The following is a 15,802-nucleotide window of genomic DNA, read 5'->3' as shown; positions in this document are numbered from 1 at the left end:
TTTGGCAAATCTGCTTGATTTTGGATCCATGGATCCAAATAAAATTACAGAAACGCTTCAAAGCGAAATCGAAAACGGCACCCTTTCGCCCGGCACAATCCTGAAACAGGAACGGCTGGCCGAACGATTTGGCGTCAGCCGCCAGCCGGTGCGTCAAGCGCTGGAACGCTTGCTGGCAAACGGATTACTGACCAAACGTTCCGACCGCAGCCTCGCAGTAAACGGTTTAAGCGCCAACGAGGCCCACGAACTGTCGCAAATACGTATTTCACTTGAATCAACCGCTCTTATCCTCTCGATCCCGCATCTGACACAACGCGACCTGCGCAAGGGGATCCGCCTGAACGACGATCTTTTTGAAGAAGAAGACCCGGCGATCATCGAGGAGCTCGATATCGCGTTTCACCGGACCCTGTATGCCCCGTGTGGTAATGGTCGCCTGATGCAGATGATTGACGAATTACGCGGCGAAGCGCGCCGTTCCTATCACCGGCAACCCGCAGGATCGCAGGCGCGCAAAGCGTTTTATGAAGAACATAATGACTTGCTGGCCGTATGCAGCCTTGGCGATGTCAACAAAGCCGTCGAAATCATTGAAAAACACATCGGCATCACATCACGACAACTTGTCGTCCACCCCGAAAGCGGAGCCCCACAATGAGCAATTTCGGTGCAGAAGTCACATGGCAACGCGACGGCGCAAACTTTGCCGACCGCCGTTATAGCCGTGGTCATCTCTGGCGGTTTGACGGCGGGGTCGAAGTCCCGGCATCCTCATCCCCGCATGTCGTGCCACTGCCCTATTCCGTCGCCGAAAATGTCGATCCCGAAGAAGCCTATGTGGCGGCCCTTTCAAGCTGTCACATGCTGTTCTTCCTTGACTTCGCATCACGCCGGAAAATCGTCGTCGACAGTTATGTCGATGCTGCAACCGGTGTCATGGAAAAGCAGGACGGCAAAACCATCATCACCCGGGTCGAACTTTACCCCAAGGTCACCTATGCCGCCGCAACACCGACGGCCGAGGTCGAGGCCGAACTGCATCACGCGGCCCACGAGGCCTGCTTTCTTGCCAATTCGGTCAAAACCGAAATCAGCATCAAACTTGATTAGGGTAAATTACCTGACGGTTAAGCTGGGCACGGAAGATGCGCAACTTGCGCTACTTCACCCGTTGCTGGATGCGATGCGCCACGACATCGCAATGTTTTCCGGTCGCCTGCAATCAGCCAATTCTGTGTGACCTTCTACGGCTTGGTCGCGCAGATGGCATAACGGTGCTGGGCTCCGCGTTCCAAGCCCTTGGCAAGCGTAAGGTGTTTTGACTGGGCGCGGTGAATCTGGCGCATGTTGAAATCGGCAACAACCGGATCAAATCCGGCGGTTTTCAACATCGATGTCACTTCATCGGCCCGCGCACCTTGCGAAAAATGAACGCGCGACAGAATATCTTGATGGGTTTTGAGTTGCGGGATTTCGGCAACATCGCGCTTCAATCCGATGGATTGCAGGAACCCCGTTATCGCCTTGCTTAGCGTACTGATCCAAGTGGGCGAGACGAAATCACCATCCACCACCAGCAGCTTGCCCCCCGGTTTCAGAACCCGGAACCATTCGGCAAAGGCTGCAGCCGGATCAACCAGCGTCCAGACCAGATGCCGGGTGACGATGGCGTCATAGCTGTTATCGTCTTCAAGGGTGTTTTCCGCATCGCCCAGAAGGAAACGGATATTGGACTGACGCTGTTTCGATTTGGCGCGCGCCTTTTCCAGCATCGCTTCGGACCAATCAAGCCCGGTAACCTCAAAACCGATGTCATGCATCAAATGGCTGATAACCCCGGTGCCACTGGCAAGGTCAAGCGCCCGTTTGCCGGTCCCGTCGCCCAGATGACGGCGAAACAGATCGTGCCACGCCAGACGTTCCCGATCTGAAAAAATCTCGTGTCCGGGCTGTTGGTCGAACGTGGCGGCGCGCATTGACCAGTATTCCTTGATCTCGTCACGCAAATTGAAATTGCTTGAATGCGTCGTCATCGTTCGAAGAATCCCCAATAGCCTGTCTCTGCAAAAGGCCGCGCGATCTTGCGGGGATCACACGGCGGCAGATACCGCGCCAAATATCACCAAATCCATAAAAAAATCAATTATTGCGAAAAGTATTGATTTGCATTCTCAATAAATGATAATGCCGCGGTCAGGCAATCCTAAATAAGGGTACGGGGATGAAAATTTTTGGCGCTATTGCTGCCGTTGCGTTAATGGTCGCAGGGACCGTTCACGCAGCAGAAACCGTCACGATCACCGATGTGGCAGGCCGCGAAGTTTCGGTCAAAGTTCCGGCAAAAAAGCTTATTCTTGGCGAAGGTCGTCTGATTTATGGCCTCGCGACGCTTGATACCGACGCGCCGTTCAAGCGAGTCGTTGGCTGGCGCGATGATCTTAAAAAAGCCGATCCGCAAGGTTACGGCATATATGCAGCAAAGTATCCGGAAATTGATAGCTTGCCGACGTTTGGCGGTATCAAGGATGGGACATTCGATGTCGAACAGGCCATATCGCTTAAACCTGATGTCATTGTGATGAACCTTGAAGCAAAGGGTGCGACCGATGATGCCAGCCTTGACAAAAAACTCGCTGCTGTAGGTATTCCGCTGGTCTATATCGACTTCCGTGAATCACCGATGAAGAACACGGAAACCAGTATGCGCATTCTTGGTCAGTTAACCGGTCTGGAAACGCGCGCCGAGGAATTCATCAAATTCCGCGCCGATCATATCAAACTGGTCACTGATCGCCTTGCCAAGGCCAACCCCAAAATACCCGACGTCTTCATCGAACGTGCTGCCGGTTATTCCGACGAATGCTGCATGTCGTTTGGTAATGAGAATTTCGGTAAAATGGTTGAACTTGCCGGTGGCAAAAACATTGCAGCCGATATCATTCCGGGCACTTTCGGCACAATTAACCCGGAACAGGTTGTTGCCAGCAACCCAGACCAGTTTGTCGGTACTGGCGGTGACTGGGAAGCATATGCACCCGGCATGGGCTGGGTTCCTGTTGGTCCCGGAGCTGACATGAAAGAAGCCAAACGCAAATTGATTGGCCTGACAGAACGCCCGGCATTCCGGGATATCAAGGCGACCAAAAACAACAATATCCACATCGTTTGGCATCAATTCTATAACAGCCCCTATCAGTTCGTGGTGATCGAACAAATGGCAAAATGGTTCCACCCGGATTTGTTTGCCGATATCGAACCGGAGGCATCATTCCGCGAACTGCATGAAAGATTTCTACCGATCGATTATCAGCCGGGTTACTTCATTTCCATCAGCGATCAGAACTGATTTCCATGATCTCCGATCAAACCACCGTTATGGCAGGGAGCGCGCATTACAAGGCGCGTTCCCTGCATCGTATCCTGATCCTGAGCGGCATGACAATTGCGCTGTTCCTGTCATTTGCTGTTGATCTGGCAACCGGCCCGGCCAATTATCCGCTGGCTGATGTGATTTTCGCACTGCTGAACCCGTCGGATGCCAGCGATCAGTTGCGCGTCGTGATCTGGGAAATTCGCATGCCGGTCGCCCTGATGGCGCTTACCGTGGGTGCGGCCCTTTCGACCGCGGGCGCGCAAATGCAAACCATCCTGGCCAACCCGCTCGCCAGCCCGTTTACGCTGGGTATCTCGGCTGCGGCCGGTTTCGGTGCAGCCTTGGCACTGGTTCTCGGGGTCGCGATCCTGCCGGCTTTTGTCGAATTCATTATTCCGATCAATGCCTTTCTCATGGCGATGGCGACCGCGTTGATCATTCATTTCTTCAGCCGGATGCGCGGTGTCACGGTTGAAACCATCGTCCTTCTGGGGATCGCGCTGGTCTTTACCTTCAACGCGCTTCTGGCGTTGCTGCAATATCTCGCCAGCGAACAGGCATTGGCCGCGGTCGTATTCTGGACCATGGGCAGTCTGGTCAAAGCGACCTGGTCCAAGGTTGCCATCACGGCCATAGCGGTTGCCATCGCCCTTCCGCTGTTTACCCGCCAGGCGTGGGCACTGACCGCTCTTCGGTTAGGCGATGCCAAGGCGGAAAGTTTCGGCGTCAATGTCCAGTCGTTGCGCCTGAAGACGATGTTGCTGGTCAGTATGCTGGCGGCAATCCCGGTTTCCTTTGTCGGGACCATCGGGTTCATCGGTCTGGTCGGGCCGCATATCGCCCGCATGCTGGTGGGCGAGGATCAGCGTTTCTTCCTGCCGGCATCCGTCCTGTGCGGGGCGTTGATCCTGTCGGCGACGTCGGTTCTGTCAAAACTTCTGGTCCCCGGCGCGATCCTGCCCATTGGGGTAATTACCGCGCTTGTCGGCGTGCCGTTCTTCTTCTCGCTGATTTTCGCAAGCCGGAGAAAATCATGGTAACAACACTTCGTCTTGAAGACCTTGGCACCCGTTATGGCCGCGCCGAGGTGGTTTCCGGTGTTAGTACACCGGTTCTGACGGGGGGCGACGTAATTGCCGTCATCGGCCCGAATGCAGCGGGCAAATCAAGCCTGTTCAAACGGGTCGCCGGTCTTGCCAAGGGTGGCGGAAAAGTGCATGTCGAAACGGCGAATTATAGCCGCAACACGATTTGCTACATGCCGCAGGACACCGGATCAAACGCGGTTCTTTCTGTTTACGAGTCGGTTATCCTTGCTGCCAAACAGGGATCGTCATTGCGCGTTCAGACCGATGAACTGGCCCGGATTGACGATATTCTGGCCGCCCTTAGGATTTCTGATCTGGCTGCCCGCAATCTGGGCGAACTTAGTGGTGGTCAACGCCAGTTGGTTGCCATTGCCCAGACGCTGGTGCGTGAACCCGAAATCCTGCTGATGGACGAGCCGACCTCAGCCCTTGATCTGCATCGTCAGATGGAGGTCCTGTCTTTCATGCGCGATATCGCCAAGCGCCAGAAAATAATCGTCCTGATCGCGATCCACGATCTGAACCATGCGCTGCAATATTGTGATCACGCCATGGCGATTCGCGATGGCCGCATGGTGGCATTTGGCGAATGCGCCAATGTGATTGATCGTGATCTTTTGCGTGATGTGTATCAGGTTGATGGGCATGTCGAACGCAATTCGCTTGGTCATCCGCATGTTGTTTTGCGCGGACCGATCACCGGCAATAGCCACACCGCCGAATACCTTTCAGAACGGATTGCGGCTCAATAAAAAGTCCGCTCACCCCGATCAGCCTGCATCTGCTTCTATCCTGTCGATGATATCGGCCATTAAGCCATGCAGCTGATCGCGGTATCCGGTTCGGCCCGAGGGTTTTGTTTCGTCCGATGTCATCGCCACGGTCAATTCAAGGCTAGGAACGATGTAAAGCATCTGCCCACCATATCCCCACGCATAGACCACATCCTGCCCGGCAAGATCGCGCATAAACCAACCATAACCGTATTCATCGCCGGTAAAGCGTGAATTTGTCCGATGCTGCCAGCTTTGATCGATCCAGTTTTGCGTGATGATCTGTCTGCCATCCGCGGTACGCCCGCCATTCCGGTAAAGTTCGCCAAAAGCCAGAAGCGATCTGGTGCTCATCGCCATCTGATTCCCACCAAAGTAAATACCCTGAGGGTCGCGATCCCAAGCGGTAATAGCAAAACCGTCCAATGGCCCCAGCCATTCACGCGCCAGTTCCAGCGTCGATTTTCCGGTTTGGCGCGTCAGGATGGCCGACAGCAGGTGGCTTGAGCCGGTAGAATACAGCATGTCACCACCCGGATCGTCGGCAAACGGGCGGGCAAGAGCAGCACGCACCCAGTTCGATTGCGCGACCCACTGACCGTAATATTGCCCCGATGTCCGCCCCAGGCCGGCCTGCATCGACAAAAGATGCCCGATGGTAATATCAAACAGTCGGGGGTCGGGATCGGCAGGTAACTGATCCCGCAGCAAGGGGGCGATTTTCTGATCCGTACCGGTCAAAACATCACGTTCTATGGCAATGCCAACCAATGCCGAAATAATCGATTTCGATGCGGATTTGATATTGGCCGCCTGATCGGGGGAACTACCATGGTAGCCCTGCGTCGCGATCACGTCACCACGGTGGGCGATAATCACGGCATGCAAGGGCTCCAAACGCCCCGCATGGGTCAGGATATCGTCAAGGTCCACCGACGATTGTGCCTTGGCCGCAAGCGGTGCCATTAACATCACCAGAAGCAGAAAGGCGCTATTTCTGTAAAGGCATCGTCGGATTGTCTTCAACCTTATTCCACCGGTTCGGAAACAGTCCCAAAAGATGCCAGGGCGCGTTCCATTCGGGCGGCATGGGCATCTTCGACACGCGCAAGGCTTTCAAACCAGTCGGCAATATCGTTAAAACCTTCTTCGCGCGCAATACGGGCCATTTCGGGATATCGGGATCTGGCATCGTTCTGTTCATCGGCAAATGCGGCTTCAAGATTAAGCCTGGTGGTACCAATCGGCTGCCCGGTTGCAGGGTCCCCGACCTGTTCAAGAAATTCGAGATGGCCAAAGGCATGGCCTGTTTCGGCTTCGGCGGTGGCGCGGAACATTTCGGCAATTTCCGGATGGCCTTCGATATCAGCCTGCTGCGCGAAATAAAGATAACGACGATTGACCTGTGCTTCAGATGCGAATGCCGCACGCAGAAGTTCCTCGGTCCGTGTTCCCTTGAGCACCATTACGGGCTTCCTTTTTTGTCGTTGAAGTCTGAAATATGCGGTGTTGCTGTCACACACATAGGTAAAAAAAGGGCGACCGTTCCATGTGGAACCGTCGCCTCTGTATTTGTCTTGAAAACCCTGCCCGTCAAGCACTGAAGGGACGTTTCGCGCCATTTCAGGCGGTTTTCATCGACGCGTCATTTCGCTGTCACCGCACCGCTATATTTGCGACACAGCCCTGCCGAATAAACCGACCCAATAGCAATCAGGCAGCGTTGCGGGCCGACTGGCGCCGCAAACGAAACACCAGATCAACCGATGCCAATTCCGTACCACGGGGCATATTGGGGACGCGTGCAAGCTGCACCGCATCAGCGGGTATGTCGCTGAGCATGCCGTCTTCTTCGCAATAGAAGTGGTAATGCGGGGCGGTATTGGTATCGAAATAGGATCGACCGGAATCAATCACGATTTCATTCAGAAGCGCTGCCTCGGTGAACTGGTGCAACGTATTGTATACGGTCGCCAGTGATACCTTGATATTCTGGCTCATGGCTTCGGAATGAAGCTGTTCGGCGGTGATGTGCCGATGACCATTATCAAACAGCAGGCGGGCCAATGCCAAGCGCTGACGGGTCGGGCGCAACCCGGCCTCTTTCAGGCGGTTCAGAGCATGGGTGTAAGGACGCGGGTTCGTCGTCATGAAATTGTCCCTTCATACGCTTTTCAGGACCGGCCAATGCCCGGTTCCCGATCAAATCCAAGCGTATATTAAGGAACCAAGACGCACCTTTCTTTGATTTTGATCAACTCCAATCATACCGATTTTCAATGGCCCATAGGGGATCAAACAACAAAAAGGGGTCGGAAACCCGACCCCTTTTTGATCCGTAAAAGACCAGTGTCTGATTTGTTGTCCAACCTAATCGCCCGTGGCGATCCGGTCGACCAACTGTTTGACCGTCGGGACAAAGCCGTTGGCGTAGAACGGATCTTCACCAAATTTATAGGCATTATGACCGGCAAACATCAGCTCGTTTTCAACCATCGCACCATGTGCAATGTTCTGGAGCGTTTTCTGGATGCAGAATGAACGCGGATCGGCACGCTTGCCGGTGGTGCCGCTATGCTGTTCCCAGTTCGAGAACTGGCACTGTGACAGGCACCCCATGCAATCGATCTGGTCTTTCTTGATCGTCAGCGCACTGTCAGGCGTGACAAACACCATGGTTTCATCGGGTGTCGGCATGCCTTCAGTATAACCAGCATCAAGCCATGCCCGAACCTTGTCGGCATCATCTTCGCGGACATAGATTGGACGACCGCGACGGCCCAGCGGAATACCGACATGCAGATCGGCCTCTGCGGTGCGCGAATAACGGACCTGACGATCGGAACGCTGATGCAGGTCTTCAAGAAAGTCGTTCCGAACAGCCGAGCTGTAAAAACCGGTCGGGCTGAATTTATGCAACGACACGTCGCCGTTCTGCAGCGTCAGAAGACGGTTTTTCCATTCTTCGGAAATTTCGCTTTCCTTGGTCAGCAGCGGACGGGTTCCAAACTGGAACGCCACCGGGGCAACCTCCGGATTATCAAGCCAGTCTTCGTAGTCACGCAGGAACCAGACGCCACCCGCCATAATGATCGGAACTTCATTCAGGCCGACCGAATTCATGTATTCGCGAAGGGCTGCAACCCGCGGGAACGGGTCTTCGGGCACAAGCGGGTCTTCGGAATTTGACAGGCCATTGTGGCCACCGGCACGCCATGGATCTTCGTAGACCACGCCGCCAAGCCATTCCGGGGTGTTTTTATACGACCGCAGCCACAAGGCACGGAATGCGCGCGCCGACGAGACGATCGGGTAATAATGCACGCCATACTGGGCTGCGATCTGCGATACCTTGTAAGGCATACCCGCACCACAGGTCACACCATGGACAAGACCCTTGGTGCCCTCAAGCACGCCACGCAGAATTTCTTCCGCACCGCCCATTTCCCACAGAACGTTCATATGCAGGCGGCCTTCACCGCCGCGCATTTCGTGTGCGATCTGTGCCTGGGCGATACCGCCGCGGATGCCATAGGCGATCAGTTCCTGATGGCGCTCACCGCGGGTTTTTCCGGCATATTCGACCGGAACCAGATTGCCATTTTCGTCATAAGAATCGGCATTGACGGCGGAAAACGTCCCGATGCCACCAGCAGCTGCCCATGCGCCGGAACTTTTACCCGTCGAAACAGCGATACCTTTGCCACCTTCAATCAGTGGCAAGACCTCTTTTCCCGACATGACGAGCGGTTTAAGGGCTTTCAAATTCGTCTCTCCCATTCGGCTTTTCATCGCCAGCGATGCCCCGGCATCGCATTTGGAAAACCGGACGGCGTGTTGTTGTTATCGCCGTCCGGTCTATCAGATCGGATTATTCAGCGTCGCCGGCGTCGAGATCGGCACCGGTTTCCTGGTCAACGCGTTTCATCGACAATTTGATCTTGCCGCGATCATCAAAGCCAATGACCTTGACCTTGACCGCGTCGCCTTCCTTGACGATATCCGAAACCTGTTTGACGCGTTCCTGCGCCAGTTCGGAGATATGGACCAGACCGTCGCGCGCGCCAAAGAAATTGACGAATGCACCAAAGTCGACAGCCTTAACAACCTTACCATCATAGATATGGTTCAATTCAGGTTCCGCAACGATCGATTTGATCCAATCGACTGCCTGTTTGCCTTTTGCACCGTCGGTATGTGCAACAGTGATCGAGCCATCGTCTTCGATATCGACCTTCGCACCGGTTTCTTCGCAGATTTCGCGAATGACCTTGCCGCCCGACCCGATAACGTCACGGATTTTGTCACGCGGGATCGAGAACTGGGTGATGGTCGGTGCATTGCCCGAAACTTCACCACGTGCTTCCGGAAGTGCTTTGGACATTTCGCCAAGGATGTGCAGACGGCCGTCACGGGCCTGGCCCAGTGCGATCTGCATGATATCCGGAGTCACCGAGGTGATCTTGATATCCATCTGTAGCGAGGTGATACCTTTTTCGGTACCGGCAACCTTGAAGTCCATATCGCCAAGGTGATCTTCATCACCCATGATGTCGGACAGAACGGCAAAATCATCGCCTTCCTTGATCAGACCCATAGCAATACCGGCAACCGGACGTGCCAGCGGAACACCGGCATCCATCATCGCAAGCGAGGTTGCGCAAACGGTCGCCATCGAGGACGAACCATTCGATTCGGTTACTTCAGAAACGATACGAATGGTGTAAGGGAACGCGTCCTTGCCCGGCATCAGCGGGTGCAGGGCACGCCATGCCAGTTTACCATGACCGATTTCACGACGGCCTGGCGAACCCATACGACCAGCTTCACCAACCGAGTAGGGCGGGAAGTTATAGTGCAGCATGAAGTTTTCGCGATATTCGCCGTCAAGCGCGTCAACGATCTGTTCATCCTGACCGGTGCCAAGGGTGGCAACGGCAAGTGCCTGGGTTTCACCACGGGTGAAAATCGCGGAACCGTGTGCACGCGGCAGAACCGAAACTTCGCCAAGGATCGGGCGAACGTCAGCACCTGTACGGCCATCAATACGTTTGCCGGTTTTCAGGATCGCACCGCGAACGATGTCTTTTTCCAGATCCTTGATGATCGACGAAACCTTGCCTTTCAGGGCATCGGCAATTTCTTCTTCGGCCAGTTTTTCCGCAATCGCGGCTTTGGCGTCAGAAACAGCAGCTGAACGCTCCTGCTTGACGACATGGCTGTATGCTTTGGTCAGTCCGTCGGTGCCAAGGGCAGCGACTTTTTCGACCAGCTCATCATAGCCTTCCGGCAGTTCTGCAATGTCGCGCGGCTCTTTCGCGGCGTCTTCGGCCAGCGAAATGATCAGATCAAGAACCGACTGGAACTGCTCGTGACCGAATTTAACGGCGCCAAGCATGATTTCTTCCGAAAGCTCGCTGGCTTCGGATTCAACCATCATCACACCGTCACGGGTACCGGCAACAACCAGATCAAGGTCGCTTTCCTTAACCGACTCGGTTGCCGGGTTCAGGATATATTCCCCGTCTTTGTAACCGACGCGCGCAGCACCGATCGGGCCGAGGAACGGCAGACCGGAAATGGTCAGCGCCGCAGACGCACCGATCATCGCAACCACGTCCGGATCATTTTCCATGTCATGGGACAGAACGGTACAAACGATCTGGGTTTCGTTACGATAAAGCGGGTGAAACAGCGGACGGATCGGACGGTCGATCAGACGCGAAACCAGAGTTTCCTTTTCCGAAGGACGGCCTTCACGCTTGAAGAAACCACCCGGGATTTTACCGGCAGCAAATGCTTTTTCCTGATAGTTCACGGTCAGCGGGAAAAAGTCGATATCCGGGCGCGGTGATTTCGCGCCAACAGCGGTACAAAGCACAACGGTCTCGCCGTAGGTGACCATGACGGCACCATCGGCCTGGCGCGCGACCTTACCGGTTTCGAGAACCAGCTTGGCATTGCCCCACTGCATTTCCTTGCGGACGACATTAAACATTATTTTCTCTTCCTCTTACAAACCTTCAGCGGACCCGGATAGTCATACACGAGTTCCGAACACATTAATTATGAGGCTTTCATAAAAGCTGCATAATTAATGGGTCCGGACCAAGCAAAGAGGTCGGCCCATCCGACCCTGCTTCCCCGTGTTTCCCGATCCGCTCGGGACATTAAAAAAACGACGGCGGAGGGGATCAACCACCTCCGCCGCAGTTCGATATCAGCGGCGAATACCGAGGCGTTCGATAACGGTCTCGTAACGCGACTGGTCTTTGCGCTGCAGGTACTTCAGCAGACGACGGCGCTGGCCAACCATCATAAGAAGACCACGACGGCTATGGAAGTCGTGGTTATGTTCTTTCATGTGTTCGGTCAGGTTCTTGATCCGCTCGGTCAGGATTGCAACCTGGACTTCGGGGGAACCGGTGTCACCGTCTTTCTGAGCGTATTCTTTGATCAGCTCAGCTTTGCGTTCAGCAGTAATCGACATCAGGCATCCTTTCGCCTTTAGAGATTAAAAACACGTACAGGCCGGATTTCGCCGCCACTTATCTCCGCCAACGCAACCGCGCGGTCATGGAGCATGGCGCAGACGATATCGTCCTGCACGACGGGGGTTTCGAGGGCACTGCGTTTTGCCACCGGCAACAACCCGACAGGTTGCCCACTCGATAGACGCTGCGCCTCGACTTCGGTCAGGGCCAGCGCCGGGATGTCGTCCAGCGCGGTCTCGACCGGAAGCAATTTCTCCAACACCGCATCCGGATCCATTTCAAGCAACTCCGCAAGCGGAATGGAACTCGTTTCAGGAAACGGCCCCGCCGACGTGCGGCGAAGGGCGGATATATGGCCGACAGAACCCAGGCGCAGCGCAATATCGCGCGCCAAAGACCGCATATATGCCCCTTTGCCCGAAACAACTTCGAGAACAGCATGATCGCGATCCGGCATATCGACCAGTCGAAGATCCTTGATCAGAATCGGACGCGGTTTAAGCACCACGTCTTCATCGCGACGGGCAAGATCATAGGCACGCTTGCCATTAACCTTGATCGCCGAAAACTTTGGCGGCACCTGCTGGATTTCGCCAATAAACTCACCCAGCACGGCCTTTATTTCGTCTGCATCCGGACGATGATCCGAGGTGGCAGTAACCTCGCCCTCGGCATCGTCGGTGCTGCGTGCTTCGCCGAATTTAAGCGTCACACGATAACTTTTGCTGCCATCCATGACATAGGCAACCGTTTTTGTCGCCTCGCCAAATGCAATAGGCAGGACACCACTCGCCAATGGGTCAAGTGTCCCGCCGTGACCGGCCTTTGCCGCATCAAGCAGACGACGCACCTGATTGACCACCGTCGAAGAGGTGATTTCCAAGGGTTTGTCGACTGCCAGCCAGCCATTGATGCTTCTACCGCGACGCCGACGCGCCATCAGTCGTCCTCATTCTCATGGTCGTCCGACCGGTCCGCCGCAAGATCCTGTGCGACATGAGGGTCACGCAGGAGGGCACCGATATGGTCGGCGACATCGAAACTTTTGTCTTCCACAAAACGCAACGCCGGTACGTATTTCATATGAACCGTACGCGCCACATGGGTACGCAAATGGCCCTTCTGCCGCGTTAGCGCCTTAAGCGAGGTTTCCGCCTCGCCCCCGCCAAGCGGCGTAAAGGATACCATGGCATTGCGCATATCCGGGCTCAAACTGACGCCGGTAATGGTTACCGGGCGCCGGGTCAGGTCCGGGTCATAAATATCTCCGCGCTCAAGTGCCTGCGACAGGGCTTGGCGGATTTCCTCCGCCACGCGCAACTGTCGCTGACTTGGTGCTTTGGCCGGTTGCTTCGCCATATCGTCAATCCACCGTCTTAAAGTTCGACGGCGATTTCCTCCTGCTCGAAGCACTCGATCATATCGCCGACCTGCAGGTCATTATACTTGGCGAATGACATGCCACATTCATAGCCCTCGCGGACTTCTTTTACTTCATCCTTGAAGCGACGCAGTGTCGACAGCTCGCCCGAATGGATCACGACGTTGTCGCGAAGCAGGCGAACGCCCGCACCACGCTTGACGGTACCCTCGGTAACCATACAACCGGCAATCTTGTTGCCTGAGATGGTAAAGATGTCGCGTATTTCTGCGTACCCCAGGAACTTCTCGCGAACTTCCGGCGACAGCATGCCCGACAGCATCTTTTTGATGTCGTCTGCAACATCATAGATGATCGAATAATAACGAATGTCGACATTGTCGCGACGGGACTGTTCACGGGCCTGCTGATTGGCACGCACGTTAAAGCCGATGATCAGCGCATTCGACGCGCGCGCCAGCGTGACATCGGACTCGTTGATTCCGCCAACGCCGCTATGCAGGACGCGTACACTGACTTCCTCGTTACCCAGCTTCTGCAGGGTACCGATAAGCGCTTCGACAGAACCCTGCACGTCACCTTTGATAAGGATCGGCAGTTCCTTGACGTCGCCCGAGCTCGAGAACATGTTCTCAAGTGCCGATTTCTTCATCGCAGCAGCCTGCGTTTCGCGGATGCGACGCTGACGATAGTCGGAAATCTCACGCGCTTTGGCTTCGTTTTCGACAACAACGAAGTCATCACCGGCAGACGGCACGCCGTTCAGACCGGTTACTTCGACCGGCATGCCCGGAATGGCTTCTTCGATGCGAACACCATGATCGTTGACCAACGCACGAACGCGGCCCCACTCGGCACCCGTAACAAAGATATCACCGTTTTTAAGCGTACCGCGCTGAACCAGAACCGTGGCAACCGGGCCGCGACCTTTTTCCATGCGGGCTTCAACGACAACACCGTCAGCAACACGTGCCGGGTTGGCTTTAAGGTCAAGAACCTCGGCCTGAAGCAGAATGGCTTCTTCCAGCTCGGTCAGGCCAAGGCCCTGTTTGGCGGAAACTTCAAGACACTGAACTTCACCGCCCATTTCCTCGACGACGACTTCGTGCTGAAGCAGTTCGGTTTTAACCTTCGACGGGTTTGCACCCGGTTTGTCGATCTTGTTGATCGCAATGATCATCGGCACACCGGCTGCTTTCGCATGGCTGATGGCTTCGATCGTCTGCGGCATGACCGAGTCGTCAGCAGCAACAACCAGAACGACGATGTCGGTAACCTTGGCACCGCGCGAACGCATTTCCGTGAAGGCAGCGTGGCCCGGGGTATCGATGAAGGTAATCTTCGATCCTGTTTCCATCGTCACCTGATAGGCACCGATATGCTGGGTGATGCCGCCGGCTTCGCCACTGACAACGTCCGTTTTGCGCAGGGCATCGAGCAACGAGGTTTTACCATGGTCAACGTGACCCATGACGGTCACAACCGGCGGACGACCGATCAGCTGATCTTCGTTGTCAACGGCACTGACCAGCGCTTCTTCAACATCGGCATCCGAAACGCGTTTCATCTTGTGGCCGAATTCCTCGACAACCAGCTGTGCGGTATCGGGATCAAGGCTTTGGTTGATGGTTGCCATAACGCCAAGGCCCATCAGGCACTTGATGACGTCGGCAGCACGTTCAGCCATACGGTTGGCAAGTTCCTGAACGGTAATAACGTCCGGAACGATAACATCACGCACGATTTTCTCTTTCGGCTTCTGCTGGCCCTGCATACGGGCCTTTGCTTTTGCCTGCTGACGCTTGATCGAGGCCATCGAACGACGACGGCCACCTTCGTCACCGGTCATCGCATTATTGATCGAAAGCTTGCCACGACGGCGACCTTCGTCACCCTTCGTACGCGCGGCACGGCCAAGAGCTTCCTCTTCGGCGCGTTTGCGTGCGGCTGCGGTACGGGCTTCTTCCTCGTCCAGTTCCTTGCGGCTTTTCGGCTTGACGGTGGACGGATCGGCACGACGGCGTTCTTCCGGAACCAGCGGTTCTGCCGGTTCGCCAGGAATGATTTCTTCCTGTTTCTTGGCAACAGCAGCAGGCTTCGGTTTGGATTTGCCTTTGGTCGTCGATGCTTCAAGGGCTTTCTCGACTTCTTCTACAGAAACCGGGGCATCCTTTTCCAGCACAGGGGTTTCTGCCGCAGCAGCTTTTGCTACTTCGGCCTCTTCCTGTTTACGACGTTCGGCTTCTTCTGCCTTGCGCTTGCTTTCCTCAGCGGCACGTAGGGCTGCTTCGGCTTCTTCCTGCTTGCGGCGCTCTTCGGCTGCTTTCAGGGCAGCCATGCGTGCTGCACGCTCGCTATCGGTAAGATTGCCGTGGTCTTCAACCGGTTCCGGTTTGGCAACCGGTTCGGGTTTTGCTGCCGGCGCCGGTGCGGCAGGTTGCTGTTCAGCAACCGCATCCTTCTTCACTTCACGGAAGCGGCCGGATTCGTTCTTTTCGAAAGTCCGCTTCTTGCGCACTTCGACAGTCACAGATTTGGACCGTCCATGCGAGAAGCTTTGCCGTACCTGCCCAGCCTCGACCGTCTTGCTCAGTTCAAGTTTCGATCTGTTGAGGCTCAGCGGTTTCTTCTCCTGATCGCGATCACTCATAATCCGTCCAACTTCCTCATTTCCTGCGGGACCGGCATCC

The 15,802-nt window shown here is 55.2% G+C and carries 15 protein-coding genes; 5 read left to right on the top strand and 10 right to left on the bottom strand.

Translation table 11 applies throughout. From position 1 onward, the window contains the following. The first annotated feature begins 28 nt into the window (after window positions 1–28). Both P8T57_RS09375 and P8T57_RS09370 read left to right on the top strand, forming a co-directional pair. On the top strand, window positions 29–661 hold the full coding sequence (locus P8T57_RS09375) for a GntR family transcriptional regulator (protein WP_341365269.1): 633 nt from the start codon (window positions 29–31) through the stop codon (window positions 659–661). Next, window positions 658–1,113, top strand: a complete 456-nt coding sequence (locus P8T57_RS09370) for an OsmC family protein (RefSeq protein ID WP_341365268.1) — start codon at window positions 658–660, stop codon at window positions 1,111–1,113. The genes P8T57_RS09375 and P8T57_RS09370 overlap by 4 nt, the downstream gene beginning before the upstream one ends. 134 nt (window positions 1,114–1,247) lie before the next feature. Here the strand turns inward: P8T57_RS09370 and P8T57_RS09365 are convergent, their stop codons facing one another. Further along, window positions 1,248–2,036, bottom strand: coding sequence for a class I SAM-dependent methyltransferase (locus tag P8T57_RS09365; RefSeq protein ID WP_341365267.1), 789 nt, complete (start codon window positions 2,034–2,036; stop codon window positions 1,248–1,250). A 188-nt stretch (window positions 2,037–2,224) separates the two neighbouring features. Between P8T57_RS09365 and P8T57_RS09360 the strand changes: the two genes are divergently transcribed. The 3 genes from P8T57_RS09360 to P8T57_RS09350 are packed head-to-tail and all read left to right on the top strand — an operon-like array spanning window position 2,225 to window position 5,216. Further along, on the top strand, window positions 2,225–3,349 hold the full coding sequence (locus P8T57_RS09360; protein WP_114094155.1) for an ABC transporter substrate-binding protein: 1,125 nt from the start codon (window positions 2,225–2,227) through the stop codon (window positions 3,347–3,349). A 5-nt stretch (window positions 3,350–3,354) separates the two neighbouring features. Then, window positions 3,355–4,416, top strand: coding sequence for an iron ABC transporter permease (locus P8T57_RS09355; RefSeq protein WP_341365266.1), 1,062 nt, complete (start codon window positions 3,355–3,357; stop codon window positions 4,414–4,416). Further along, window positions 4,410–5,216, top strand: coding sequence for an ABC transporter ATP-binding protein (locus P8T57_RS09350; protein ID WP_037989110.1), 807 nt, complete (start codon window positions 4,410–4,412; stop codon window positions 5,214–5,216). Before P8T57_RS09355 ends, P8T57_RS09350 begins: the two co-directional genes overlap by 7 nt. Window positions 5,217–5,234: 18 nt before the next feature. On the opposite strand, the gene P8T57_RS09345 is transcribed toward P8T57_RS09350, so the two are convergent. The 9 genes from P8T57_RS09345 to infB form a co-directional block, all read right to left on the bottom strand. Next, the gene (locus tag P8T57_RS09345) at window positions 5,235–6,203 is read right to left on the bottom strand and encodes a serine hydrolase (RefSeq protein WP_341365265.1); all 969 of its coding nucleotides are present in this window, start codon (window positions 6,201–6,203) and stop codon (window positions 5,235–5,237) included. Between the two features lie 62 nt (window positions 6,204–6,265). Beyond that, entirely contained in the window at window positions 6,266–6,703 is a 438-nt protein-coding gene (locus P8T57_RS09340; protein ID WP_007088410.1) for a rubrerythrin family protein, read from the bottom strand. 247 nt (window positions 6,704–6,950) lie between these two features. Next, window positions 6,951–7,388, bottom strand: a complete 438-nt coding sequence (irrA, locus tag P8T57_RS09335; RefSeq protein ID WP_007088411.1) for an iron response transcriptional regulator IrrA — start codon at window positions 7,386–7,388, stop codon at window positions 6,951–6,953. Window positions 7,389–7,607: 219 nt separating this feature from the next. Beyond that, window positions 7,608–9,002, bottom strand: coding sequence for a nitronate monooxygenase (locus P8T57_RS09330; RefSeq protein ID WP_037989291.1), 1,395 nt, complete (start codon window positions 9,000–9,002; stop codon window positions 7,608–7,610). A gap of 106 nt (window positions 9,003–9,108) precedes the next feature. After that, window positions 9,109–11,235: a polyribonucleotide nucleotidyltransferase gene (gene pnp, locus P8T57_RS09325; RefSeq protein WP_037989107.1), complete on the bottom strand. Its 2,127-nt coding sequence runs from the start codon at window positions 11,233–11,235 to the stop codon at window positions 9,109–9,111. A 222-nt stretch (window positions 11,236–11,457) separates the two neighbouring features. Further along, window positions 11,458–11,727 (bottom strand): 30S ribosomal protein S15, encoded by a 270-nt coding sequence (rpsO, locus tag P8T57_RS09320; RefSeq protein WP_007088414.1) that lies wholly within the window; start codon window positions 11,725–11,727, stop codon window positions 11,458–11,460. Window positions 11,728–11,744: 17 nt separating this feature from the next. Then, the gene (gene truB / locus P8T57_RS09315; protein ID WP_007088415.1) at window positions 11,745–12,671 is read right to left on the bottom strand and encodes a tRNA pseudouridine(55) synthase TruB; all 927 of its coding nucleotides are present in this window, start codon (window positions 12,669–12,671) and stop codon (window positions 11,745–11,747) included. Further along, the gene (gene rbfA, locus P8T57_RS09310) at window positions 12,671–13,090 is read right to left on the bottom strand and encodes a 30S ribosome-binding factor RbfA (protein ID WP_007088416.1); all 420 of its coding nucleotides are present in this window, start codon (window positions 13,088–13,090) and stop codon (window positions 12,671–12,673) included. The genes truB and rbfA overlap by 1 nt, the downstream gene beginning before the upstream one ends. 17 nt (window positions 13,091–13,107) lie before the next feature. Further along, window positions 13,108–15,762: a translation initiation factor IF-2 gene (infB, locus tag P8T57_RS09305; RefSeq protein WP_037989106.1), complete on the bottom strand. Its 2,655-nt coding sequence runs from the start codon at window positions 15,760–15,762 to the stop codon at window positions 13,108–13,110. Window positions 15,763–15,802: the final 40 nt, after the last annotated feature.

Origin of the sequence: Thalassospira sp. SN3W, assembly GCF_038070535.1 — a bacterium.
Classification (GTDB): Bacteria; Pseudomonadota; Alphaproteobacteria; order Rhodospirillales; family Thalassospiraceae; genus Thalassospira; species Thalassospira xiamenensis.
Note: the sequence above shows the minus strand (reverse complement) of the source record. Positions and strands in the feature narration are given on the sequence as shown.